General features: G+C 54.9%; 24 protein-coding genes. 12 read left to right on the top strand and 12 right to left on the bottom strand.

Translation table 11 applies throughout. The features are described from left to right. Positions 1-104 precede the first annotated feature (104 nt). From selB to L2097_RS17805, 3 genes are all read right to left on the bottom strand, one after another. Positions 105-1946, bottom strand: coding sequence for a selenocysteine-specific translation elongation factor (selB, locus tag L2097_RS17815; protein ID WP_229220253.1), 1842 nt, complete (start codon positions 1944-1946; stop codon positions 105-107). Continuing rightward, positions 1943-3331, bottom strand: coding sequence for an L-seryl-tRNA(Sec) selenium transferase (gene selA / locus L2097_RS17810; RefSeq protein ID WP_085005069.1), 1389 nt, complete (start codon positions 3329-3331; stop codon positions 1943-1945). The genes selB and selA overlap by 4 nt, the downstream gene beginning before the upstream one ends. 96 nt (positions 3332-3427) lie before the next feature. Next, positions 3428-4036 carry a glutathione S-transferase gene (locus L2097_RS17805; protein ID WP_250353407.1) on the bottom strand — a complete coding sequence of 203 codons (609 nt, stop codon included), beginning with the start codon at positions 4034-4036 and terminating at the stop codon, positions 3428-3430. Between the two features lie 538 nt (positions 4037-4574). Here L2097_RS17805 and L2097_RS17800 point away from each other — a divergent pair. The 3 genes from L2097_RS17800 (at position 4575) to mtlR (ending at position 8408) form a co-directional block, all read left to right on the top strand. Then, positions 4575-6485: a PTS mannitol transporter subunit IICBA gene (locus L2097_RS17800; protein WP_047372619.1), complete on the top strand. Its 1911-nt coding sequence runs from the start codon at positions 4575-4577 to the stop codon at positions 6483-6485. Between the two features lie 187 nt (positions 6486-6672). Further along, a complete protein-coding gene (mtlD, locus tag L2097_RS17795) occupies positions 6673-7821 on the top strand; it encodes a mannitol-1-phosphate 5-dehydrogenase (RefSeq protein WP_284454056.1) in 1149 nt (382 codons plus the stop codon). Next, the gene (gene mtlR, locus L2097_RS17790) at positions 7821-8408 is read left to right on the top strand and encodes a mannitol operon repressor MtlR (protein ID WP_103245146.1); all 588 of its coding nucleotides are present in this window, start codon (positions 7821-7823) and stop codon (positions 8406-8408) included. The genes mtlD and mtlR overlap by 1 nt, the downstream gene beginning before the upstream one ends. Before the next feature lie 23 nt (positions 8409-8431). Here mtlR and L2097_RS17785 read toward each other — a convergent pair whose 3' ends face one another. After that, complete coding sequence (locus L2097_RS17785; protein WP_047372617.1) at positions 8432-8650, bottom strand: hypothetical protein; 219 nt, start codon at positions 8648-8650, stop codon at positions 8432-8434. A 137-nt stretch (positions 8651-8787) separates the two neighbouring features. Between L2097_RS17785 and L2097_RS17780 the strand changes: the two genes are divergently transcribed. The 4 genes from L2097_RS17780 (at position 8788) to trmL (ending at position 12447) form a co-directional block, all read left to right on the top strand. Beyond that, positions 8788-9150 carry a YibL family ribosome-associated protein gene (locus tag L2097_RS17780; protein WP_085005070.1) on the top strand — a complete coding sequence of 121 codons (363 nt, stop codon included), beginning with the start codon at positions 8788-8790 and terminating at the stop codon, positions 9148-9150. Positions 9151-9569: 419 nt separating this feature from the next. After that, on the top strand, positions 9570-10346 hold the full coding sequence (gene lldR / locus L2097_RS17775; RefSeq protein ID WP_250353406.1) for a transcriptional regulator LldR: 777 nt from the start codon (positions 9570-9572) through the stop codon (positions 10344-10346). Continuing rightward, complete coding sequence (gene lldD, locus L2097_RS17770) at positions 10343-11530, top strand: FMN-dependent L-lactate dehydrogenase LldD (protein WP_250353405.1); 1188 nt, start codon at positions 10343-10345, stop codon at positions 11528-11530. The genes lldR and lldD overlap by 4 nt, the downstream gene beginning before the upstream one ends. A gap of 443 nt (positions 11531-11973) precedes the next feature. Then, on the top strand, positions 11974-12447 hold the full coding sequence (gene trmL, locus L2097_RS17765; protein ID WP_047372613.1) for a tRNA (uridine(34)/cytosine(34)/5-carboxymethylaminomethyluridine(34)-2'-O)-methyltransferase TrmL: 474 nt from the start codon (positions 11974-11976) through the stop codon (positions 12445-12447). Between the two features lie 103 nt (positions 12448-12550). Here trmL and cysE read toward each other — a convergent pair whose 3' ends face one another. The 5 genes from cysE to L2097_RS17740 form a co-directional block, all read right to left on the bottom strand. After that, a complete protein-coding gene (gene cysE, locus L2097_RS17760) occupies positions 12551-13372 on the bottom strand; it encodes a serine O-acetyltransferase (RefSeq protein ID WP_047372612.1) in 822 nt (273 codons plus the stop codon). A 180-nt stretch (positions 13373-13552) separates the two neighbouring features. Then, positions 13553-14572, bottom strand: coding sequence for an NAD(P)H-dependent glycerol-3-phosphate dehydrogenase (gpsA, locus tag L2097_RS17755; RefSeq protein WP_250353404.1), 1020 nt, complete (start codon positions 14570-14572; stop codon positions 13553-13555). Next, positions 14572-15039, bottom strand: a complete 468-nt coding sequence (secB, locus tag L2097_RS17750) for a protein-export chaperone SecB (protein WP_039080135.1) — start codon at positions 15037-15039, stop codon at positions 14572-14574. The genes gpsA and secB overlap by 1 nt, the downstream gene beginning before the upstream one ends. 96 nt (positions 15040-15135) lie before the next feature. After that, positions 15136-15387 carry a glutaredoxin 3 gene (grxC, locus tag L2097_RS17745; protein WP_039080134.1) on the bottom strand — a complete coding sequence of 84 codons (252 nt, stop codon included), beginning with the start codon at positions 15385-15387 and terminating at the stop codon, positions 15136-15138. A gap of 17 nt (positions 15388-15404) precedes the next feature. After that, positions 15405-15836 carry a rhodanese-like domain-containing protein gene (locus L2097_RS17740; RefSeq protein ID WP_085005165.1) on the bottom strand — a complete coding sequence of 144 codons (432 nt, stop codon included), beginning with the start codon at positions 15834-15836 and terminating at the stop codon, positions 15405-15407. Positions 15837-16081: 245 nt separating this feature from the next. On the opposite strand from L2097_RS17740, the gene gpmM reads away from it, so the two are divergent. The 3 genes from gpmM to L2097_RS17725 are packed head-to-tail and all read left to right on the top strand — an operon-like array spanning position 16082 to position 19840. Further along, positions 16082-17626 carry a 2,3-bisphosphoglycerate-independent phosphoglycerate mutase gene (gene gpmM / locus L2097_RS17735; RefSeq protein ID WP_250353403.1) on the top strand — a complete coding sequence of 515 codons (1545 nt, stop codon included), beginning with the start codon at positions 16082-16084 and terminating at the stop codon, positions 17624-17626. Positions 17627-17635: 9 nt separating this feature from the next. Continuing rightward, positions 17636-18901: a murein hydrolase activator EnvC gene (envC, locus tag L2097_RS17730; RefSeq protein WP_085005075.1), complete on the top strand. Its 1266-nt coding sequence runs from the start codon at positions 17636-17638 to the stop codon at positions 18899-18901. Between the two features lie 3 nt (positions 18902-18904). Continuing rightward, the gene (locus L2097_RS17725) at positions 18905-19840 is read left to right on the top strand and encodes a divergent polysaccharide deacetylase family protein (protein WP_250353402.1); all 936 of its coding nucleotides are present in this window, start codon (positions 18905-18907) and stop codon (positions 19838-19840) included. Here the strand turns inward: L2097_RS17725 and L2097_RS17720 are convergent. The 3 genes from L2097_RS17720 to kbl form a co-directional block, all read right to left on the bottom strand. Next, positions 19837-20643 carry a glycosyltransferase family 2 protein gene (locus L2097_RS17720; RefSeq protein WP_250353401.1) on the bottom strand — a complete coding sequence of 269 codons (807 nt, stop codon included), beginning with the start codon at positions 20641-20643 and terminating at the stop codon, positions 19837-19839. The two genes, L2097_RS17725 and L2097_RS17720, sit on opposite strands and share 4 nt — an antisense overlap. A gap of 147 nt (positions 20644-20790) precedes the next feature. Continuing rightward, a complete protein-coding gene (gene tdh, locus L2097_RS17715; protein WP_250353400.1) occupies positions 20791-21816 on the bottom strand; it encodes an L-threonine 3-dehydrogenase in 1026 nt (341 codons plus the stop codon). A 9-nt stretch (positions 21817-21825) separates the two neighbouring features. Beyond that, positions 21826-23022: a glycine C-acetyltransferase gene (gene kbl, locus L2097_RS17710; RefSeq protein ID WP_250353399.1), complete on the bottom strand. Its 1197-nt coding sequence runs from the start codon at positions 23020-23022 to the stop codon at positions 21826-21828. A gap of 216 nt (positions 23023-23238) precedes the next feature. On the opposite strand from kbl, the gene rfaD reads away from it, so the two are divergent. Together rfaD and rfaF are read left to right on the top strand one after the other, a co-directional pair. Continuing rightward, positions 23239-24183 (top strand): ADP-glyceromanno-heptose 6-epimerase, encoded by a 945-nt coding sequence (rfaD, locus tag L2097_RS17705; protein ID WP_047372605.1) that lies wholly within the window; start codon positions 23239-23241, stop codon positions 24181-24183. 116 nt (positions 24184-24299) lie between these two features. After that, positions 24300-25346: an ADP-heptose--LPS heptosyltransferase RfaF gene (gene rfaF, locus L2097_RS17700; protein WP_047372604.1), complete on the top strand. Its 1047-nt coding sequence runs from the start codon at positions 24300-24302 to the stop codon at positions 25344-25346. The last annotated feature ends 2 nt before the right edge of the window (positions 25347-25348 follow it).

Raw genomic sequence — 25348 nt, 5'->3', positions numbered from 1 at the left:
TGGCGGGTTTTGTGCTCTGCTGCTGCTCCCGGATGGCGGCGCAAACGCCTTATCCGGGCTACACCACGTAGCCCCGGTAAGCGCAGCGCCACCGGGGAACCAGGCTATTTCGTAAACAACGCTTTATCGCGCAAAATGTGGTCATTGCCGCGACGGCGGGTGAAACCGATGCGGTCAAAGTACTCCAGAATCTGAATAGCGAGCTTGCGCCCGACGTTGAGGGTGTCGCGGAAATCTGCCGCGCTGGTAGAACCGTGAATCGGATCGCGGTCGCGGATCATACTGGCGAACGCGACAATCCGATCGTTGCGGTAATAACGATCTTTGACGATCGCCGTTATCAGCCCTTGTTGTGCCGCCTGGCGCAACACACTGCGCATCACCTGCTCATCCGCGCCCGTTTCGCGCGCTAGATCACGTACCCACCAGGGTTCATCACCAAACAGCGGCTCGGCACGTTGCCAGATGGCGGCCTGTTCATCGGTAAAGCCCGCTTTGTGATCCGGCAGATGCAGCCAGCCGTGATGACTGTGGATCTCACCGCTGGCGCGCATCTGTTCAATCAGCGTCAGCACCAGCGCTTCATCTTCCATCGGCAGCGCCATACGGCGTAAACGCTCGCGGCCAGGTCCGGGTTCATCCGCATGCTGATCGTGATACTGCGCAAGCGTCGCAAGCAATTTACGCTGCCAGCCTGCGGCCACGGGCGCACTGAGCAGATTATCTCCCGCACGGATAAAGCCCGGTTCTTTCAGCAATGCCTCAAGCCCGGCCTCGCTCAACTGCCGCGCCCAGGCAAATGCCGGAAGGTTCACCGCCCCACGCTGAAGATGCACGGCCAGCGCCTGCGCATCGCTTTCCGTGGCCGCCAGCGCGCCAATCCACTGCTGATACTCCGGTTTGCGCTTGCCGCGACGCGGTGGGCGCAACGCTACCACGCGGGCGCCCGCCAGCGTTTCACGCGCGGAAATGTCGCGCAGCACCAGCCTGTCGTTATCTGCCAGCCATAACGGCGTATCGAGCACCAGCTCCGCCAGGTTGTTATCCAGCAGCGATACGCGCCCGGTGATATGGCTCGCGGCATGGTGAATATGCAACGGTTGCCACTGCGTCAACGGCGTATGGGTTTGCAGCGCCACAATGACACGCTCCGAAGGTTCGGGTGGCGTGACGGAAAGCAGCCAGTCCCCACGGGTCACATCGTCTTTTTCCGCATCGCCGGCGATATTCAGGGCAATGCGTTGCCCGGCATGCGCCCTGTCGGCCTGTTGATTCTGCGCATGCAGACCACGAACACGCATCGGCTTATTTACCCCGGTCAACCATAGCGTATCGCCCACGCGCACTTCCCCCGACAGCGCGGTTCCGGTGACCACCAGCCCCGCCCCTTTCACCGTAAACGCCCGGTCGAGCGCCAGACGAAAACGTTGATGCTGCGGATGCGCGCGCGCAGGCAGTTGCAGCAGATGCGCGCGCAGTTCGTCAATGCCGCGCGCTTCGGTTGCCGCCGTCACAAAGAGCGCCGCTTCTTCCCAGCCAAAGTCATTTAACGTCGCCAGCACGTCCTGCCGTACCGCATCAATACGCGCCGCATCCACTCTGTCGGCTTTGGTCAGCGCGACGGTCAGCGCCGGGTTGCCGGTCAGTTGCAAAATAGCCAGATGCTCGCGGGTCTGCGCCATCACCCCATCATCACAGGCCACCACCAGCAGCGCATGGTCAATACCGCCTACGCCTGCCAGCATATTGGACAGAAATTTCTCGTGTCCCGGCACATCAATGAAGCCCGGCACGCGGCCATCCGGCTGCGGCCAGTAGGCATAGCCAAGATCGATGGTCATACCGCGCGCTTTCTCTTCCGGCAAACGGTCAGCGTTCACGCCGGTAATCGCCTGCAATAATGTCGTTTTGCCGTGGTCGACATGCCCGGCGGTGGCAATAATCATTTCAACAACATCTCCAGAAATCGGGGTTCATTCTCAAGACAGCGTAAATCGAGCCATAAGCGGCCATCAGCGATCCGCCCCAACACCGGCTCTGGCAGGTTACGCCATGTTGCCGCGAGCGCTTCCAGACGACGCCCGCTGCCGTCACGCGGGGTAAAGGTCAGCGCGGCGCTGGGTAGCCTGTCCACCGGCAGGGAACCACTGCCGATTTGCGAGAAACAATCCTCTACACTCAGGTCAAACGCATCGTAATGGTCGGCCAGCACCCCGGCAAGCCGCAACGCTTGCTGGCGAATCTCGCCCGGATTGCGGGTGAGTAAACGCAGGGTCGGTAAATTGTCCCGCAACTTTTCCGGGTGCAGATACAGACGTAGCGTCGCTTCCAGTGCCGCCAGGGTCATTTTATCTGCCCGTAACGCCCGCTTGAGCGGGTGGCGCTGCAACTTTTCAATCAGCGCTTTTTTTCCTACGATAATGCCAGCCTGCGGACCGCCAAGCAGTTTATCGCCGGAAAAACTCACCAGGCTCACTCCGGCCGCAATCAGTTCCTGCGGCATGGGCTCTTTTGGCAAACCATAGAGACGTAAATCCACCAGCGAGCCGCTACCCAAATCCGCAATCACCGGGACATTCAGCTCATCACCCAGCGCCACCAGCTCAGTTTCGTCTACCGTTTTGGTAAAGCCTTCAATGTGATAGTTGCTGGTGTGCACCTTCATCAACAACGCGGTATTGTCATTCACCGCCTCGCGATAATCTTTAACATGCGTGCGATTGGTGGTGCCGACTTCATGCAGAAAACAGCCCGCCTGGCGCATGACATCCGGAATACGAAACGCGCCGCCGATTTCCACCAGCTCACCACGGGAGACCACCACTTCTTTGCCGCTGCCCGTAGCCGCCAGCATCAGAAGCACCGCCGCGGCATTGTTATTGACGATGCAGGCATCCTCCGCGCCTGTCAGGCGACACAGGATATCGGCCAACGCCTGATCGCGATGCCCGCGTCCGGCATCATCCAGCGAATACTCCAGCGTTACGGGAGAACGCATCGCCTGTGCGACCGCCTCTATCGCCGCTTCCGCCTGCAATGCCCGCCCCAGATTGGTGTGCAGCACGGTGCCTGTCAGGTTGATGACCGGACGCAGCGCGCTGGCATTTTCATCTAACAAGCGCTGATACGTTGCCTGTGCCCAGTCATTACACCAGACGGGCAATGCCTGACGCTGGCGGATGCCATCACGGGCTTCATCCTGCAACTGGCGCAGCGTCTGCGCCACACGGTTGTGCCCAAATTCGGTGAGTAACAGAGTGAACGCCTCATCACGTAACAGGCGATCGGTTGAGGGGATCTGGCTGTAAAGCGAGTGATTTTCCGTTGTCATGAAATGGCCTGGCTGAGAGTGGCCCCCTCCCGACAGGAGAGGGATTCGACATGGAGGGATTGTACAGCGACTTGATTCAGCCTGACAGAACGGGCGTCAATCCTTTGGTGGTTCTGTGCGCGCAAAGCTTTCACGCTGAAAGAGATTTTCCACCATTTTGACCAATTGCGGTCGATCAACACACCAGCCGGGCGAGACACGGCGAAAATTGAGATAGCTAATGGCGCAGGCAATGGCAATAGTGGCAAGGTTCATCTCATCAATGCGCAATGCCCCTTCGTTGATATAGCTTTCCAGGGTATCGAGGCCCCGATTGATTTTTTCGCGCTGGCGTAAGAGTTCCGTTTCTGATTGCTGAGCAACCGGACGTGCCTGCTCGCGTACGGAAACCAGCGCCGCATCCATGATCCCGTCCGCCAGTGCTTCAATCTGACGAATTTTCAGCGCGGCTTTAGGATCGGCAGGCAGCATAGCCGGAGCGATGCCCAACAGGTCGATATATTCGGCAATGATCGGCGAGTCGTACCACACTTCACCCTCATCGGTTACCAGGGCCGGTACTTTTCCCAACGGATTGTAATGCGCCACACCGTTAATCGCGTTGTAAGGCTGTTCATTCACAAACTCGAAGGTGATGCCCTTCTCCAGCAGGATGACCGATATTTTTCGTACAAAAGGGCTGGTATAGCTGCCGATAAGTTTCATTGCTTTCTCCGCTTCGCCAACAAAACATTAAGTATGTACTACCAGACCAAAGCGCGCGCAGACCATTTCATAAATGTGAAAACTGCTCTGACTCTATTGCATTGCGTCTTGCTTTCGAAACAGCGTGAAAAATGAAAGGGAATTACAGAGGCAGGGGACCGGAAAAACCACAGTTTGCGAGGGATCACACTCGGAAAACTCCTGGCGAAAATATCTTGTGATTTAGATCACAAACAAGAAACAAACTCACAGCCAACAATTGTGATTAACATCACATTAACAGGCGGTTGGCGGTTAATTTTTAGCCTTTGTTCTTTTTTTACACATTCTTTTTGTGACCAAGATCACTTCATTGGATGGTATACCCCCTGCATTAACGTGATCTTAATCACACAAATTGGCGCTATCTGGACAGTTCATCAATTCGGTGCGAGATTTCGCAGCACAGATCATGGGTCCGGCTACCTCTGCCGCCACGTTAACAACAAAACCTCGGGCTTCCGGCCTGTGAGATAGCAAACATAAGAAGGGGTGTTTTATGTCATCCGATATCAAGATCAGAGTGCAAAGCTTTGGTCGCTTCCTCAGCAACATGGTAATGCCAAATATCGGCGCGTTTATCGCGTGGGGTATTATTACCGCATTGTTTATTCCTACAGGATGGTTACCAAACGAAACGCTGGCGAAACTCGTCGGCCCAATGATTACTTTCCTGCTGCCGCTGCTGATCGGTTTCACCGGTGGTCGTCTGGTGGGTGGCGATCGTGGTGGCGTGGTGGGTGCAATCACCACCATGGGTGTTATCGTTGGTGCGGATATGCCGATGTTCCTGGGTGCAATGGTTGCCGGTCCTCTGGGCGGCCTGTGCATCAAGAAATTCGACGCCGCGGTAGACGGTAAGATCAAATCCGGTTTCGAAATGCTGGTGAATAACTTCTCCGCTGGCATCATCGGTATGATCCTGGCGCTGCTGGCGTTTAAAGGTATCGGCCCTGCGGTTGAAGTCCTGTCTAAAGGCCTGGCTGCTGGCGTTAACTTCATGGTGGCGCACGACATGCTGCCGCTGGCGTCCATCTTTGTTGAACCGGCGAAAATCCTGTTCCTCAATAACGCCATCAACCACGGTATCTTCTCACCGCTGGGTATTCAGCAGTCTCATGATCTCGGCAAGTCTATCTTCTTCCTGATCGAAGCAAACCCGGGTCCGGGGATGGGCGTGCTGCTGGCGTACATGTTCTTCGGTCGTGGTAGTGCTCGTCAGTCTGCTGGCGGCGCAGCTATCATCCACTTCCTGGGCGGTATCCACGAAATTTACTTCCCGTATGTGCTGATGAACCCACGTCTGCTGCTGGCTGTAATCCTCGGCGGTATGACTGGCGTGTTCACGCTGAGCGTGCTGAACGGCGGTCTGGTCTCTCCGGCTTCTCCGGGTTCTATCCTGGCCGTGCTGGCAATGACGCCGAAAGGAACTTACTTCGCGAACCTCGTGGCTATTTTCGCGGCGCTGCTCGTCTCCTTCGTTATCGCATCTATCCTGCTGAAAACCAGCAAAGTTAAAGAAGAAGAGGAAGATATCGAAGCGGCTACCCGTCGTGTACAGGACATGAAAGCACAGTCTAAAGGCGCTACCCCGCTGGCTGCTGGCGACGTGACTAACGACCTGAGCCACGTTCGTAAAATCATCGTTGCGTGTGATGCCGGTATGGGCTCCAGCGCAATGGGTGCCGGTGTGCTGCGTAAGAAAGTCCAGGATGCCGGTCTGACCAACATCTCTGTGACCAACAGCGCTATCAATAGCCTGCCGTCTGATGTTGACCTGGTGATTACGCACCGTGACCTGACCGAGCGCGCTATGCGTCAGGCTCCTCAGGCACAGCACATTTCGCTGACCAACTTCCTGGACAGCGGCCTGTATACCAATCTGACTGAACGCCTGGTTGCCGCACAGCGCCACGTGGACAACAGCGTAAAGGTTCAGACCAGCTTGCAGGATAGCTTTGACGCTGGCGACAGCAACCTGTTCAAGCTGGGTGCAGAAAACGTGTTCCTGGGCCGTACTGCAAGCAACAAAGAAGAAGCTATCCGTTTTGCCGGTGAGCAACTGGTAAAAGGCGGTTATGTTCAGCCGGAATACGTTGAGGCGATGCTGGAACGCGAAAAACTGACCCCGACTTACCTGGGTGAGTCCATCGCCGTACCGCACGGCACCGTTGAAGCGAAAGATCGCGTGCTGAAAACCGGCGTAGTATTCTGCCAGTACCCGCAAGGCGTCCGTTTCGGTGAAGAAGAGGATGATATTGCCCGTCTGGTTATCGGTATTGCCGCTCGTAACAATGAGCACATTCAGGTGATTACCAGCCTGACCAACGCACTGGATGATGAAACCGTTATCGAGCGTCTGGCAAATACCAACAGCGTTGAAGAAGTACTGGCGTTGCTGAAAGCGTAACCCTGGCCCCGGATGCGGCTCCGCCTTATCCGGCTGGCGAAACGCAGACGCATAGCCCGAATAAAGAGAAGCGCATTCGGGCAAGCCCCTTTCCTCTCCCTTTGGGGAGAGGGTTAGGGTGAGGAGAATTTCACGTGGTTCCTCACCCCAGCCCTCTTGGGTAAAAACATTGATTAAGGTTAATTCTATGAAAGCATTACATTTTGGCGCAGGTAATATCGGACGTGGCTTCATCGGCAAACTGCTGGCTGACGCGGGAATTACGCTGACATTCGCCGATGTTAATCAGGTGGTTCTCGACGCCCTTAATGCCCGTCATAGCTATCAGGTCCATGTTGTTGGTGAAAACGAGCAGGTTGACACCGTGTCCGGCGTTAACGCGGTGAGCAGCGTCGGCGACGAAGTCGTTGAGCTGATTGCCTCTGTCGATCTGGTGACGACTGCCGTTGGTCCGGTTGTTCTGGAGCGTATCGCGCCGGCCATCGCCAAAGGCCTGGCAAAACGTAAAGCGCAGGGTGTAGAGGCGCCGCTGAATATCATCGCCTGTGAGAACATGGTGCGCGGCACTTCTCAGCTAAAAGGCCATGTGTTCAACGCGCTGGCAGCAGAAGATAAAACGTGGGTTGAAGCCCATGTCGGCTTCGTGGATTCCGCAGTAGACCGCATTGTTCCGCCTTCTGAATCTGCCACAAACGATCCGCTGGAAGTGACCGTAGAAACCTTTAGCGAGTGGATTGTCGACAAAACCCAGTTTGTTGGCGACCTGCCAAACATCCCGGGCATGGAATTAACCGACAATCTGATGGCGTTTGTTGAGCGCAAGCTCTTCACGTTAAACACCGGGCATGCTATAACCGCGTACCTTGGACAACAGACCGGTCATCAGACCATTCGCGACGCCATCCTGGATGACAGCATCCGTGCAGTGGTGAAAGGCGCAATGGAAGAGAGTGGCGCGGTTCTGATCAAGCGCTACGGCTTCGATGCTGCCAAACACGCCGCGTATATCGAAAAAATCCTTGGTCGTTTTGAGAACCCATACCTGAAAGATGATGTTGAGCGCGTAGGCCGTCAGCCGCTGCGTAAACTGAGCGCAGGCGATCGTCTGATCAAGCCGCTGCTCGGCACGCTGGAATATGGTTTACCGCACGCGAACCTGGTAAAAGGTATCGCCGCTGCCATGCATTACCGCAGTGAACAAGATCCACAGGCGCAGGAATTAGCGACCTTAATTGAAGAAAAAGGCCCACAGGCCGCGCTGGTACAGATCTCCGGTCTGGACGCAGCAAGCGAGGTGGTAGCCGAAGCTGTTAACGCATACAACGCAAAGGCATGATGCCGAGTTTGGCGCGGGACATCCCGCGCCTGTTAACAAGATTGTCAGATATGCAGGCAATAATGGAACTAACACAGGCTTTCGAAAACCGTGTGCTCGAGCGTCTGAATGCTGGCAAAACCGTACGAAGCTTTCTGATTGCCGCCGTCGAGTTGTTGACCGAGGCGGTAAATATCCTGGTGCTTCAGGTCTTCCGCAAAGACGACTATGCAGTGAAATACGCTGTAGAGCCGTTGCTTGACGGAGATGGACCGCTGGGCAATTTGTCCGTGCGCTTAAAATTGATTTATGGGCTGGGTGTAATCAGTCGGCATGAGTATGAAGATGCGGAATTGTTGATGGCGTTACGTGAAGAACTGAATCACGACGGCACAGAATACGCTTTCACGGATGATGAAATCCTGGGGCCGTTTGGCGAACTGCACTGCGTGGCGGCGCTGCCTGCAACGCCGCCCTTTGATACCAGCGACCCCGACCTGTTCGCTATGCAAAAACAACGTTACCAGCAGGTCGTTCGTTCAACGATGGTGCTTTCCCTGACTGAGCTGATTTCCCGAATCAGCCTGAAAAAAGCATTTCAGAAATAAGCTCGCCAGGTTTATCAGCCGGTTTACTCTGTCTCTTCTTCATGAACACACGCAGGCCGGTAAAGCTGGCGATAATATTCCAGCCGTTCCCGGTACATCTCGACTTTATCTGTCGGAATATCGTCAGGAACACGGTCTTGCTTACGCTGATGCGCCAGGTATTCACGGAACGCCTGGCTTGAAGCGATAAAATCAATCGCTTTATCGATGATTTGTGGGGTGTAGTCACCTAATTTAGCCATTTTCTCCTCTCCTTTTCGCCCAACCGTAAAACAAAGATGGACCTGCATGCGGGATACTTTTAGTGTTTCCGTGCTTTTCTGGGGTTGTTCGCCGCAATGCGGTATCCTTATATTTTAATCAACAGAAACACATTCCTATGAAAGAAGTTGAAAAGAACGAAATTAAACGCCTGAGCGATCGTCTGGACGCTATCCGTCACCAGCAGGCTGGTTTGTCGCTGGTGGAATCCGCCGAAAAATACGCGGAGCTGGAGAAAGAAAAAGAGACGATCGAAGCTGAAATCGAACGTCTGCGTGGTCAGTACAGCCAGAAACTCAGCAAAGAAGCACAAAAGCTGGTGAGCATGCCGTTCAAGCGCGCCATCACCAAAAAAGAACAGGCCGATCTGGGTAAGCTGAAAAAAAGCGTGCGAGGCATTGTGGTTGTGCACCCGATGACCGCGCTGGGCCGCGAAATGGGCCTCAAAGAGATGACAGGCTTCGCGAAGAGCGAGTTTTAATCCCGTTTCCCCTTCTTAACCGAAGGGGAGCCTTTTTTCCGTTAAAATCCATCCCATCTGGCGTAATCAGCGTAGAAAGTTTAAGCCTGGACAGGGCGGAAAAACCGGAGCGTACACGTAGTAGGTGAGGATTTTGTGCTTCGCTTATCCCGACGGGACCGCCCTGCGGACGTTCAAAACACTCTGCGTCTTGTTTGAGCACTGCCCAGGTTCAAACTAGTACGCAAGATAGCCTGATGGAATGGACTTCAAGTGGCCCTACCACTTTACACGTTAATGCGTGTCAGTTCACACCCCGCAAAATCACATAAAATTAACATTGCCATTACAAAACACCCGATTAACCTAATGTACAGGGTAAAGCGCTGCCGCTGACTGGCAGTACCACTTTTCCACGCACACAGGTAATGGGGCACACCATGACAGCGATAGCAGAGCGTCTTTCTGAGGATGTTGCACGGCGAATCCGAACACTCATCCGCGACAGAGGGCTGGAGGCCGGTATGCGAATACCGTCTGAACGTCAGCTCGCCCTGCAGCTTGGCGTGTCGCGTAACTCTCTGCGCGAAGCCATCGCCAAACTCATCAGCGAAGGCGTTTTGCTGAGTCGTCATGGCGGTGGCACATTCGTGCGATGGCAGCATGAAGCATGGTCGGAACACAACATCGTCCAGCCGTTAAAAACGCTGCTCGAAGATGATCCGGATTACAGCTTCGATATCCTCGAAGCACGCCATGCTATTGAGGGGAGTACCGCCTGGCATGCGGCGCTACGGGCGACCCCTATCGAGAAGGAGAAAATCCGTCTCTGCTTTGAGGCCACTCTTGTAGATGATCCGGATCTCGCCTCGCAGGCCGATGTGCGCTTTCACCTCTCAATTGCCGAAGCCTCGCATAACCTTGTGCTGCTACAGACCATGCGCGGCTTTTTCGATTTGCTGCAAAGCTCGGTGAAACAGAGCCGCCAGCGCATGTACCAGGTTCCTCCGGTCTTTACGCAACTCACCGGGCAGCACCGTGAAATTATGGACGCCATTTTTGCCGGAGATGCCGGGAGCGCCCGCGAAGCGATGATGGCGCACCTTGGTTTTGTTCACACTACGATTCGTCAATTTGATGAAGACCAGGCTCGCCGTGCGCGCATTACCCGCCTGCCCGACGAACGACCCACGCTTCCTTCTGGAGATAAAGCATGATCATTTCCGCCGCCAGCGACTACCGCGCTGCCGCCCAACGCATTCTGCCCCCTTTCCTCTTCCACTACATCGACGGTGGTGCTTACGCGGAGTACACGTTGCGTCGAAACGTGGAGGATTTGGGTCAGGTTGCCCTGCGCCAGCGGGTGCTGAAGAACATGTCAGCGCTGAGCACGGAAACCACCCTTTTTGGCGAGAAACTGAGTATGCCGGTAGCACTTGCACCGGTGGGGCTGTGCGGCATGTATGCGCGCCGGGGGGAAGTCCAGGCTGCAGGGGCGGCGGACGACAAAGGCATTCCGTTCACCTTGTCGACCGTTTCTGTCTGCCCGATTGAAGAAGTAGCGCCAACTATCAAACGTCCGATGTGGTTTCAGTTATACGTCCTGCGCGATCGCGGCTTTATGCGCAACGCGCTGGAGCGTGCCAAAGCGGCGGGGTGTTCCACGCTGGTCTTTACCGTTGATATGCCCACACCTGGGGCGCGATACCGCGACGCTCATTCCGGCATGAGTGGACAAAACGCCGCATTGCGCCGCTACTGGCAGGCAGTGACACATCCTCAATGGGCGTGGGATGTGGGACTCAACGGTCGTCCGCACGATCTGGGGAATATCTCCACCTATCTGGGGAAGCCGACAGGGCTGGAAGATTACATTGGCTGGCTGGCGAATAATTTTGATCCCTCCATTTCCTGGAAAGACCTTGAGTGGATCCGTGAATTTTGGGATGGCCCGATGGTGATCAAGGGGATCCTTGATCCAGAAGATGCGCGTGACGCGGTACGCTTTGGCGCAGACGGGATTGTGGTATCAAACCACGGCGGGCGTCAGCTCGATGGCGTGCTCTCTTCCGCCCGTGCTTTGCCCGCCATTGCCGATGCGGTAAAAGGCGATATCGCGATTCTGGCGGACAGCGGCATTCGCAACGGGCTGGATGTCGTGCGGATGATTGCGCTGGGCGCAGACACGGTGCTGCTGGGGCGTGCGTATCTCTACGCACTGGCGACGCATGGCCGCGCCGGTGTCGCTAATCTGCTGAACTTAATCGAAAAAGAGATGCGGGTAGCGATGACACTGACCGGGGCAAAATCCATCAGTGAGATCAGTAAAGACGCGCTGGTGCAGGAGCTGGCTAAGGTTCCTGCGGCGCTGGCACCGTTGTCGCAGGGGGATGCAGCGTAAGTAAGAGCTGTCTGATGCCCTCACCCCGGCCCTCTCCCACAGGGAGAGGGAGAAAAAACACCCAATTTCACACCGGGCAGAGGAAAAGTTCCCACAGGGAGAGGGAGAAAAAACACCCAGTCTCACACCGGGCAGAGGAAAAGTCCCCACAGGGAGAGGGAGAAAAAATACCCAATTTCACACCGGGCAGAGGAAAAGTTCCCACAGGGGGAGGGAGAAAAAACACCCAGTCTCACACCGGGCAGAGGAAAAGTCCCCACAGGGAGAGGGAGAAAAAACACCCAGTTTCACACCGGGCAGAGGAAAAGTCCCCACAGGGAGAGGGAGAAAAAACACCCAGTTTCACACCGGGCAGAGGAAAAGTCCCCTCTCCTTCCGGGAGAGGGTTAGGGTGAGGGTCAGAAAAAATTCTGCTATCCTGCCCCCGCTATCAAGGGGGCAGCATGTTAAACATCGTTTTATTCGAACCAGAAATCCCACCGAATACCGGGAACATCATCCGCTTATGCGCCAATACGGGCTTTCGCCTGCATATCATCGAACCCATGGGTTTTACCTGGGATGATAAACGCCTGCGCCGTGCCGGGCTGGATTATCATGAGTTTGCCGCCGTAAAGCGCCATCATGATTACGCAGCCTTTGTCGAGTCTGAACAGCCGGAACGTCTGTTTGCTCTCACCACCAAAGGGACGCCAGCGCACAGTGCGGTGAACTATCAGGACGGGGACTTTCTGATGTTTGGCCCGGAAACGCGCGGATTACCGGCATCAATCCTGGACGTCTTACCGCCGCAGCAAAAAATCCGTATTCCGATGATGCCGGACAGCCGCAGCATGAACTTGTCTAATGCGGTATCGGTGGTGGTGTATGAAGCCTGGCGCCAGCTGGGATACCCTGGCGCGGTACTGCGGAGCTGAATCAGCGTTCTCCCGGAGGCGCGCGTAGCGCCTGTGCGGGCTACCAGAAAGCGCTCGGCTTTGTAGCCCGGACAGATGCGTAGCATCGCCTCCGGGCACTAAATCAAATCCCGTCACCGTACTCAAACCCGTGGTTAATCCCATTAAAATGCTGATCCATATCCATCGCGGGTTTGTCAGATTCCGGCTTGCCGACAATGCGCGCCGGAACGCCTGCGGCAGTGGTATGCGGCGGCACAGGTTGCAACACCACGGAGCCTGCGCCGATTTTCGCGCCGCGCCCCACTTCGATGTTGCCGAGGATCTTCGCCCCGGCGCCAATCATTACCCCTTCACGAATTTTCGGGTGACGATCGCCGCTGGTTTTGCCAGTACCGCCCAGCGTCACTGATTGTAGAATCGACACATCGTCTTCAATGACCGCGGTTTCACCCACCACAATGCCTGTGGCATGGTCGAGCATGATGCCGCGTCCGATTTTGGCCGCTGGGTGGATATCAACCTGGAACGATACTGAGACCTGATTTTGCAGGAAAATGGCCAGCGCGCGGCGTCCCTGGTTCCACAACCAGTGGCCAATGCGGTAAGCCTGTAGCGCGTGAAAGCCTTTCAAATACAACAGCGGCGTGGAGTATTTATCCACCGCCGGGTCGCGGGTACGCACCGCCTGAATATCGCAGGCCGCGGAAGCGATCATCTCCGGGTCAGCCGCGTAGGCTTCTTCCACCACTTCACGAATGGCGATGGCAGGCATAATGGGTGACGCCAGCTTGTTTGCCAGCATATAGCTCAGCGCGCTGCCCAGGTTTTCATGCTTGAGTAACGTTGCGTGGTAAAAACTGGCCAGCATCGGCTCACAGTCCGCCAGCGCCCGGGCTTCGGCTTTAATATTATTCCAGACGATATCCAGTTCTTCACACGGCATTGCTTACTCCAGACGTAATAAGTTCAGCCAGTCACTGCTTAACTGGCTGAGGACATAAACACAAAATCATTCTTGCTGCGTCGCGACGGCGAGGCTGGAATCCCCGGGCACCTACATAAGTCAGTGACCCGGGACGCAGCGGAAGCCAACAAAGAGGCAACGCGAAGGATGAAGTGCATGCTAAATACTGCTGCGCTCGTCCTTGCGCGCGCGACCTAATAAGGTCAATGCTGCCTCGCGCGCATTTTTTCCGCAATACAATACCTGATAAATTTCCTCGGTTATTGGCATTTCGACACCAAACCGATGCGCCAGAGCGCGAACTTCTTTGGTATTGCGGTAGCCTTCAACGACCTGACCAATCTGGTCTTGTGCCGTTTGCACGTCCATTCCCTGCCCCAGCGCCATACCAAAACGACGGTTGCGCGACTGGTTATCGGTACAGGTCAGCACCAGGTCCCCTAACCCCGCCATACCCATAAAGGTGGCAGGATCGGCGCCCAGCGCCGTTCCCAGACGCGACATTTCGGTCAAACCGCGGGTGATAAGCGCCGTTCGGGCGTTAGCGCCAAAACCGATGCCGTCCGACATCCCTGCGCCAATGGCAATGACGTTTTTCACCGCACCACCAAGCTGCACACCGACAAAATCCGGATTGCTATAGACGCGGAAGCTTTTACCACAGTGCAGCAATTGCTGGAGATCCTCGGCAAATACCGGGTCAGTCGATGCCAGAGAAATCGCCGTTGGCAGACCTGCCGCCAGCTCCTTCGCGAAGGTCGGGCCGGAGATAACCGCCAGAGGAATCGCATCGCCCAGCACTTCACGCGCGACGTCCTGCAACAGGCGTCCCGTCTCGGCTTCCAGACCTTTGGTGGCCCAGACAATGCGCGCATCGCTACGCATCAGCGGTTTAATCTGTTGTAAAACATCGCCAAACACATGGCTTGGTACGACTACGAGAATGTTACGGCTGGCCGCCAGAGCGGAAGCGAGATCGCTCTCCAACGCAAGCGTATCAGGAAAAGGCACATCAGGAAGGAAAGCGGCGTTACAGCGGTCATGCTGTAAGGTCGCAATATGTTTCGGGTCATGGCCCCAGAGAACAACCTGGTGGCCATTTCTTGCCAGTGTGATGGCAAGAGCGGTGCCGTAAGAGCCGGCACCGATCACAGTCATTTCAGCATTGCGTGCGTTCATCAGGCATCCTGATGTTGTTCAGCACCTTCGCCAGCCTGCTGCTGCAGATAGTTCATGAACAGCGCATCAAAGTTCACCGGCGCAAGGTTCAGTTGCGGGAAAGTACCGCGGGAAACCAGGCTGGTGATGCACTCACGCGCGTAAGGGAACAGAATGTTCGGGCAATACGCACCGAGGCAATGCGCCAGCTGATTACCATCGATACCGTCAATGGAGAAGATACCACCTTGCTGTACTTCGCACAGGAAGCCCGTTTCTTCGCCCAGGGAAGCGGTAACGGTAACACGCAGTACCACTTCATAAACGCCTTCAGCCAGCTGAGTGGATGCAGTATCCAGATCCAGTTTCACTTCCGGCTGCCAGTCTTTCTGAAACACGTGTGGAGCATTCGGTGCTTCGAAAGAGATATCTTTAGTGTAGATGCGTTGAATCTGGAAAGTCATTTCCGTGTTGTTTTGTTCAGACATGTCTAAAACCCTTAAGTGTTGTCCTTAATACGCTTTATTCTTCAGGCTGCCTCTGTTTGTCGGCCTTGACGCAACGTGAATCACTTCGTCTATGCATTAACGCAACAGCGGATCGAGCCCACCGCGCGCGTCCAGCGCATATAAATCATCACAGCCGCCAATGTGCTGTGCATCAATAAAAATCTGCGGTACCGTCGTACGGCCACTACGTTTAATCATCTCTTCGCGTTTAACCGCGTCGCCATCGATCGGCAGTTCTTCAAAAGAAACGCCTTTGCTGCTCAGCAGCGCTTTTGCGCGATGGCAAAACGGGCAGGTTGCTTTGGTGTAGATCTCAATATTGGCCATGACTGTTCCTCTGAATATTACTTGCCGCGTACCAGCGGAAGATTCTCGCCGCTCCAGCCTGCGATGCCTTCTTTGAGCACGAAAACTTGCTCAAAACCGGCCTTGATCAGCGCGTTTGCAGGTTCCTGAGCCTGCATCCCGGAGCCGTCCACGACGATAACCGGTTTGCTTTTGTGTTTCTCAAGCTCACCTACATTATTGGCCTTGATTTCGGTTGGCAGCAAATTCACGGAGCCTGCGATATGACCTTTTCGGAAATCATCGCGCTGGCGCAAGTCCACGACAACAGCATCTTCTTTGTTGATCAGACGTGTCGCTTCACCGCGGGTGATCACTTTCACTTTCGATGCGAAACTTTTGAACGTCATGAACAGCACCGCCCCCAGTAATACAACCCAGGCGAGGCAAAGTACGGGGTGGCGACTAACAAATTGCATAATTTCTTGCATGGGGGGTAACAGCTCCCGAATCAGTGAGTAAAAACCAGGAAAGGAGTATACCTGTGCGGTGTAGCAAATACAGCCAGCGAGCGTAATGGAATGCATTTTCTGCGGACTGTTACGAAAAAAAATCATCAACGCCGCGAAATCCTCACCGCCTGCGGCGGTATTCTTTGATCTTCTGCGGCTATTTTATCGATTCAGCTGTAGTAAAATTACGCAAATTTTTCGTCTTTGAGCATGAGGTTGTCGCAATGTCGGTTTCTAAAAAACCTATGGTACTGGTGATCCTGGATGGCTATGGCTATCGCGAAGAGCAGCAGGATAACGCAATTTACAGCGCAAAAACTCCCGTTATGGACGCCTTGTGGGCCAAACGCCCGCATACTCTGATTGACGCTTCTGGTCTGGAAGTCGGTCTGCCAGACCGCCAGATGGGTAACTCCGAAGTGGGGCACGTCAACCTGGGTGCAGGCCGCATCGTGTATCAGGATTTGACCCGTCTGGATGTTGAAATCAAAGAACGCACTTTTTTCAGCAATCCGGTGCTGGCAGGCGCGGTTGATAAAGCCGTTGCTGCGGGCAAAGCCGTTCATATCATGGGCCTGCTGTCTGCCGGCGGCGTTCACAGCCATGAAGACCACATCCTGGCCATGGTCGAGCTGGCCGCTGAGCGCGGCGCGGAAAAAATCTACCTGCACGCGTTCCTGGATGGTCGCGATACGCCGCCGCGTAGCGCTGAGTCCTCACTGAAACGTTTTGAAGACAAATTCGCCGCGCTGGGCAAAGGCCGTGTGGCATCCATCATTGGTCGTTACTACGCTATGGACCGCGACAATCGTTGGGACCGCGTAGAACAAGCTTATGACCTGATGACACTGGCAAAAGGCGAATTCCAGTTTGCCAGCGCCGTTGAAGGCCTGGCTGCGGCCTATGCGCGCGACGAAAACGATGAATTTGTGAAAGCCACCGTGATCCGCGCTGAAGGTCAAGCCGATGCGGCAATGGAAAACGGCGATACGCTGATTTTCATGAACTTCCGTGCAGACCGCGCGCGCGAAATCACCCGCGCATTCGTTAACAGCGATTTCGACGGTTTCGCCCGGAAAAAAGTGGTGAACCTCGATTTTGTCATGCTGACCGAATATGCCGCAGACATCAAAACCGCCGTTGCATACCCGCCAGCCTCCCTGGCGAATACCTTCGGCGAATGGATGGCGAAGAAAGACAAAACTCAGTTGCGTATCTCTGAAACGGAAAAATATGCTCACGTGACGTTCTTCTTTAACGGCGGTGTTGAAGAGCCGTTCCCCGGCGAAGACCGTATTCTGATTAACTCTCCGAAAGTGGCAACATACGATCTGCAGCCAGAAATGAGCTCCGCAGAGCTGACAGAAAAACTGGTTGGCGCTATCACCAGCGGTAAGTACGACACCATCATTTGTAACTACCCGAACGGCGACATGGTCGGTCACACCGGTGTGATGGAAGCGGCAATCAAAGCGGTTGAAGCGCTGGATCACTGTATTGAGCAGGTAACCAAAGCGGTGGAATCCGTTGGGGGTCAGCTGCTGATCACCGCCGACCACGGTAACGCTGAGCAGATGCGTGACCCGGCAACCGGCCAGGCGCACACTGCCCATACTAACCTGCCAGTCCCGCTGATTTACGTTGGCGATAAAGCGCTGAAAGCTGTCGAAGGTGGCAAACTTTCCGATATCGCACCGACCATGTTGACCCTGATGGGCATGGAAATCCCGAAAGAGATGACTGGTAAGCCGCTGTTCATCGTGGAATAATCGCTCCCCATGAGGGGAAAGGCGATTTTTTCTGTCACATTGGCCGCAGTCAGGCCTTTGCTTTGCGCCAGCGCTTTTAGCGCTGGCGCATTGTTGTGCGCCTTTTCTGCCCACGCGGATGACCGCGACCAGTTAAAATCCATTCAGGCGGATATCGCCGCAAAAGAACGCGACGTACGCCAGCAGCAACAGCAGCGTTCCGGCCTGCTTGCGCAACTCAAAGCGCAGGAAGTCGCCATCTCCGCAGCCACGCGGCAACTGCGCGAAACACAGAACACCCTCGCCCAGCTCAATAAGCAAATTGATGCCATGAACGCATCGATTGCCAAACTGGAAAAACAGAAAGCGACGCAAGAGCATAATCTGGCCGCCCAGCTGGATGCCGCGTTCCGCCAGGGCCAACATACTGGCGTTCAGTTGATTCTCAGTGGCGAAGAAACCCAACGCGGGCAACGCCTGCAGGCCTATTTTGGCTATCTCAATCAGGCCCGGCAGGAGACTATCGCGCAACTCAAGCAAACGCGCGAAGAGGTTGCCACGCAGAAGGCGGAGCTGGAAGAAAAGCAGAGCCAGCAGCAAACGCTGATGTACGAACAAAAAGCACAGCAGGCGAAGCTGGAACAAGCGCTCAGCGAGCGTAAGAAAACGCTCGCCGGGCTGGAGTCATCTATCCAGGAAGGGCAGCAACAGTTAGGCGAACTGCGCGCGAACGAATCCCGCTTGCGCGATCGACTGGCCCGTGCCGAAGCCGCCGCCAAAGCGCGCGCCGAGCGTGAAGCTCGCGAAGCGCAGGCCGTACGTGAAAAACAACAAGATGCATCCCGTAAAGGCACCACCTACAAACCGACCGAAGGCGAACGTTCACTGATGTCCCGTACTGGTGGACTGGGTGCGCCATCCGGCCAGGCTTTCTGGCCCGTTCGCGGTCCGTTGCTACATCGCTATGGCGAACAGCTGCAGGGTGAGCTACGTTGGAAAGGGATTGTTATCGGCGCGTCTGAGGGTAGCGAAGTCAAAGCCGTGGCCGACGGGCGGGTGATCCTCGCCGACTGGCTGCAGGGATATGGCCTGGTGGTCGTGGTTGAACACGGCAAGGGCGATATGAGCTTGTACGGCTACAACCAGAGCGCGCTGGTGAGCGTAGGCGCGCAAGTCCGCGCCGGTCAGCCGATAGCCCTTGTCGGGAGCAGTGGCGGTCAGGGTAGACCTTCACTTTATTTCGAAATTCGCCGCCAGGGTCAGGCGGTCAATCCACAGCCGTGGTTGGGAAGATAAGTTTTGCTTCAATTTCGTCGCGTTGTTGTTGTCGTTGCCAGCATGCTGGCTTTTTCCGTGCCAGCGTTTGCCGGCAAACTCGCCATTGTTGTCGATGATTTCGGCTATCGCCCACAGACCGAAAATCAGGTTATCGCCATGCCTGCGGCAGTCACCGTTGCCGTGCTGCCAAACGCGCCGCACGCAAAAGAGATGGCTACCAAAGCCCATAACGCCGGGCATGAGGTGCTAATCCACCTGCCTATGGCCCCCTTAAGCAAACAGCCGCTGGAAAAAGATACCCTGCGCCCGGATATGAGCAGCGCGGAGATTGAGCGCATCATTAGCGATGCGGTCAGTAAAGTGCCCTATGCGACCGGGTTAAACAACCATATGGGCAGTGCCATGACTTCCAGCCTGTTTGGTATGCAGAAGGTGATGCAGGTTCTGGGGCATTATGATCTCTACTTTCTGGACAGCATGACCATCGGCAACAGCCAGGCGATGCGCGCCGCGAGCGGTACCGGCGTGAAGGTTATTAAACGCAAAGTGTTTCTTGATGACACGCAAAACGAGAGCGACATTCGCTATCAGTTTAATCGAGCCGTCGATCTGGCGCGCCGTAGCGGTTCTGCGATTGCTATCGGCCACCCGCATCCGACAACGGTGCGCGTACTGCAGCAGATGCTCTACAACCTGCCTGCGGATATCACCCTGGTTCGCGCGGGAAGCCTGCTGAATGAACCGCAGACAGATAGCTCAACGCCGGGCCAGGCGTTGCCACATAATCAGCCACCGCGTAACCCATTCCGGGGCGTGAAGTTGTGCAAAGCGCCACATAAACCAGAGCCCGTCTATGCCAGCCGTTTCTTTACGGTTGTGAAGGACAGCATTAGTGAAAGTACGCTGATGAAATATGTCACGAATGAATGGCAAGGCTGGGGGAAAAAACACCCCTAAACTGTGCGGGTGTTTTTCTTTTCTTCTGCCACAACGTTTTTTTCATCGTTGTGGCCATTGTGGGCATACCAGGCCTTGAAATATTTAAGAAAACTGTACAAGGTGGCATATAAACCCGTCACCGCGCCCACTTTGCCGTTTCGCCACGCGCCACTAAATAAATACCATTTAAAAAACGCACCGATGGCGCTGATAATTCCACGTCCAATTGATGGACGGATTTTCTGATATTTCACCAGCCTCGTGGTGTAGCTATTAAGTTTGCTGAATACTTCATGCAGTGAATAAAACGTATCGTGGCGCACATGCCCCGGTATTTTTGTCGATGTCGAATAACCTTCCACCTGATCATCGACGGCACGATTGTTAAACCGCGCCTTGCGGCGATTATATAAGCGCACAGGGAAATCAGGTGAAGATATAGGATATATCGTGCGAGTTTGTTCGCCCAGCACATACCAGTCACGCGGCAAACGCCACGCCTGATCGGCACTCGGCTCCTCACCGGCTTTTAGCTGCAGAATAAAATTTACCGTCTGCTCATCAAGAATTTCATCACTGTCCATACAGAGCACCCAGTCATACGCAGCCAGGCTGGTTGCGTGGTTCATCTGCGCGCCATGCATCGCATATGGATGATAATGAACATGAAGATCATATTCCCGACAAATATCCAGCGTCGCGTCTGTACTGCCGGAATCCAGAACCACAAAATCATCCGCGATTTTAAGCAGTGGCGGGAGCACATCCCGTAATAAGCGAGCGGAATTGCAGGTTAACAGACACACCGAAAGTTTGAACATAATTAGCCGCACTGAAAAGGTTAAACGGATCGTCAACGAACTTTACTTTCTAATGTAGAACACTGTTACGGAAATTGTGCCTTTTGTGCGATTGAAAGGTGAAAACAGGAAGGGATAAGAGAAAGACGCCCGCAGGCGTCTTTATTTTTAGTTCCAGCTAAGGATTACCTTACCAGACTGTCCAGAACGCATCGCATCAAATCCTTTCTGGAAGTCATCAATGCCGAAACGGTGAGTGATAATAGGGGACAAATCCAGTCCGGACTGAATTAATGCCGCCATTTTGTACCAGGTCTCAAACATTTCACGACCATAGATACCTTTAATAAAGAGACCCTTGAAGATAACTTTATTCCAGTCGATTGCCATATCAGACGGCGGAATACCGAGCATCGCAATACGACCGCCGTGGTTCATGGTATCGAGCATGGTACGGAAGGCTGGCGGCGCACCGGACATTTCCAGCCCGACATCAAAACCTTCTGTCATTCCCAGCTCGGCCATCACATCGGACAGGTTCTCTTTCGCCACGTTCACTGCGCGGGTAACGCCCATTTTACGCGCCAGCTCCAGACGGTATTCATTCACGTCAGTGATAACCACATGGCGCGCGCCAACGTGTTTTGCCACCGCCGCCGCCATAATGCCAATCGGGCCAGCGCCGGAGACCAGCACGTCTTCCCCGACCAGGTCGAAGGAGAGCGCGGTGTGCACCGCATTGCCGAACGGATCGAAAATAGAGGCCAGATCGTCGGAAATGTTGTCCGGAATTTTGAACGCGTTGAACGCGGGAATAACCAGATATTCGGCAAAACAGCCCGGGCGGTTGACGCCGACACCCACGGTATTGCGGCACAGGTGCGTACGACCCGCGCGGCAGTTACGACAATGACCGCAGGTAATGTGGCCTTCACCGGAAACGCGGTCGCCGATTTTAAAACCTTTCACTTCCTGGCCGATGCCAACCACTTCGCCAACGTACTCGTGCCCGACCACCATCGGTACTGGGATCGTTTTTTGCGACCATTCATCCCAGTTATAGATATGCACATCGGTACCGCAAATAGCGGTTTTGCGAATTTTAATCAGCAGGTCGTTATGGCCGATTTCCGGAGCCGGCACATCGGTCATCCAGATGCCTTCTTCCGCTTTCAGCTTTGATAGCGCTTTCATCTTACGTCCTCAGGCGATGACGCCCAGTTGTTTACCGATGCGGGTAAAGGCATCCACCGCACGTTCGATTTGCTCAGGGGTATGAGCGGCAGACATTTGGGTACGAATACGTGCCTGGCCTTTTGGCACTACCGGGAAGAAGAAGCCGGTCACGTAAATCCCCTCTTTTTGCAACTCGCGGGCAAAGTTCTGTGCCACCACCGCATCCCCCAGCATCACCGGAATGATGGCGTGATCGGCGCCTGCCAGGGTAAAACCTGCCGCACTCATTTTTTCACGGAACAGACGTGCGTTAGACCACAGACGGTCGCGCAGCGCGCTCCCCGCTTCCACCATCTCCAGCACCTTAATGGAGGCAGCGACAATCGCTGGCGCCAGCGAGTTGGAGAACAGATACGGGCGTGAGCGCTGACGCAGCCACTCGACGACTTCTTTACGCGCTGCGGTATAACCGCCAGACGCGCCGCCGAGTGCTTTACCCAGCGTACCGGTGATGATGTCCACACGGCCCATGACGTCGCAGTACTCGTGCGAGCCACGACCGTTATCGCCGACAAACCCCACCGCGTGGGAATCATCGACCATGACCAGCGCATCGTACTTGTCCGCCAGGTCGCAGACCCCTTTCAGGTTGGCAATCACACCGTCCATCGAGAAGACGCCATCGGTGGCAATCAGGACATGGCGAGCGCCGGCTTCGCGAGCCTCTTTCAGACGCGCTTCCAGCTCCTGCATGTCGTTATTGGCATAGCGGAAACGCTTCGCTTTACACAAACGTACGCCGTCAATGATCGATGCATGGTTCAGCGCATCGGAAATAATCGCATCCTCCGCGCCCAGCAGAGTTTCGAACAGACCGCCGTTGGCATCGAAACAGGAGGAATACAGGATCGCATCCTCCATACCGAGGAACTCAGCGAGTTTCTTTTCAAGCTGCTTGTGGCTGTCCTGCGTGCCGCAGATAAAACGTACAGAGGCCATACCGAACCCGTGGCTGTCCATCCCCGCTTTCGCGGCGGCAATCAATTCAGGATGGTTGGCCAGCCCCAGGTAGTTATTGGCGCAGAAGTTAATGACATGGCTTCCATTCGCCACGGTGATATCAGTCTGCTGGGCCGACGTGATAATGCGTTCTTCTTTAAACAACCCTTCCGCACGTGCGGTCTCCAGGTCGCTCGTTAACTGCTTGTAAAAATCCCCACGCATCGCAATTCTCCAGACTGGGCAAATTTCGGCACATATTACCCAAAGCTATACGTTGATACGAGATGACGCATCACCTGTTGCACATTTTGTAGCATAAATCACGTGTAAGATTATGCCCTGTCCGTCAATGGCTGTCGGGCTGGCAATGAGATGGTATGATAAGAATCATTAGTGTCTGAGATAGTCTCGGAGCTCCACAATTCAAAGGTCATAGTTATGATTATCGTTACCGGCGGCGCGGGTTTTATTGGCAGCAATATCGTTAAAGCCCTGAATGATAAAGGCATCACCGACATTCTGGTGGTGGACAATCTGAAAGACGGCACCAAGTTTGCGAACCTGGTGGATCTGGATATTGCCGATTACATGGACAAAGAAGACTTCCTTATCCAGATTATGGCGGGTGAAGAATTCGGCGATATCGAGGCTATTTTCCACGAAGGCGCCTGCTCGTCCACCACCGAGTGGGATGGCAAGTACATGATGGATAACAACTATCAGTACTCCAAAGAGGTGCTGCACTACTGCCTGGAGCGTGAAATTCCGTTCCTGTATGCCTCTTCTGCGGCTACCTACGGCGGACGCACTAGCGACTTTATCGAATCCCGCGAATATGAGAAACCGCTGAACGTCTACGGTTACTCCAAATTCCTCTTCGATGAATATGTCCGTCAGATCCTGCCGGAAGCGAACTCTCCGGTTGTCGGTTTCCGCTATTTCAATGTCTACGGTCCGCGCGAAGGTCACAAAGGCAGCATGGCGAGCGTGGCGTTCCACCTCAACACCCAATTGAATAATGGTGAAAGCCCGAAACTGTTTGAAGGCAGCGACAGCTTCAAGCGCGACTTCGTCTATGTAGGCGATGTGGCGGCAGTCAACCTGTGGTTCTGGGAAAACGGCGTATCCGGCATTTTCAACCTCGGCACGGGTCGTGCGGAATCGTTCCAGGCCGTGGCCGATGCCACGCTGGCGTTCCACAAAAAAGGCAGCATCGAATACATTCCGTTCCCGGATAAACTGAAAGGTCGCTATCAGGCATTCACCCAGGCTGATTTAACCAACCTGCGTGCCGCGGGCTATGACAAGCCGTTCAAAACCGTTGCCGAAGGCGTAACGGAATATATGGCCTGGCTGAACCGCGATAACGGCACCCATTCATAAAATCATTAAAGCGGTATCAAGGCGGCAACTGAGTGAGTCCCCGGGAGCATAGAATAACGCTGTGACTGGGGTGAACAAAGGCAGCCAACGCAGAGACAGCTTGAAGGATGAAGTGAATGAAAATTTTGGTGATAGGCCCGTCATGGGTGGGCGACATGATGATGTCGCAAAGTCTCTATCGCACGCTCAAGGCGCGCTATCCCCAGGCGATAATCGACGTGATGGCACCTGCGTGGTGCCGTCCGCTGTTATCGCGGATGCCGGAAGTCAACGAGGCGATCCCGATGCCGCTCGGCCACGGGGCGCTGGAACTTGGCGAACGCCGTAGGCTGGGTCACAGCCTGCGCGAAAAACGCTATGACAGGGCATATGTCCTGCCGAATTCCTTTAAATCGGCTCTGGTACCCTTCTTTGCCCGAGTGCCTCGCCGTACCGGCTGGCGCGGCGAAATGCGCTACGGCTTACTGAACGATGTTCGCGTTTTAGACAAGCAGGCCTGGCCGCTGATGGTCGAACGCTATGTGGCACTGGCCTACGATAAAGGCGTGATGGCGTCGGCGAAAGATTTGCCGCAGCCGCTACTGTGGCCGCAGTTGCAGGTGAATGAGGGCGAAAAAGCCCAGACCTGCGCTGCCTTTGGCCTCTCAGCAGAGCGTCCATTGATTGGTTTTTGCCCCGGCGCTGAGTTTGGCCCGGCCAAACGCTGGCCACACTATCACTATGCGGAACTGGCAAAACAGCTGATCGATGAAGGCTTTCAGATTGTGCTGTTTGGCTCGGCGAAAGATCACGACGCAGGCAATCAAATTCTCGCGACACTCAGCGTTGAACAGCAGGCCTGGTGCCGCAATCTGGCCGGGGAAACCCAACTGGAGCAGGCGGTCATTCTTCTCGCCTCCTGTAAAGCGGTCGTCAGCAATGACTCAGGCCTGATGCATGTTGCCGCGGCACTTAATCGCCCGCTGGTCGCGCTTTATGGACCCAGCAGTCCGGATTTCACCCCGCCGCTATCGCACAAAGCACGGGTGATTCGCCTGATTACCGGCTATCACAAAGTACGCAAAGGCGATGCGGCCGAAGGCTATCACCAGAGCCTGATCGACATTACCCCACAGCAGGTACTGAGCGAGCTAAACACGCTGTTGTTGAATGAAGAAGGATAGCG

The sequence above is a fragment of the Citrobacter sp. MNAZ 1397 genome, assembly GCF_023613995.1.
Lineage (GTDB): Bacteria > Pseudomonadota > Gammaproteobacteria > Enterobacterales > Enterobacteriaceae > Phytobacter > Phytobacter ursingii.
This window is presented reverse-complemented; position numbering and strand designations above follow the sequence as displayed.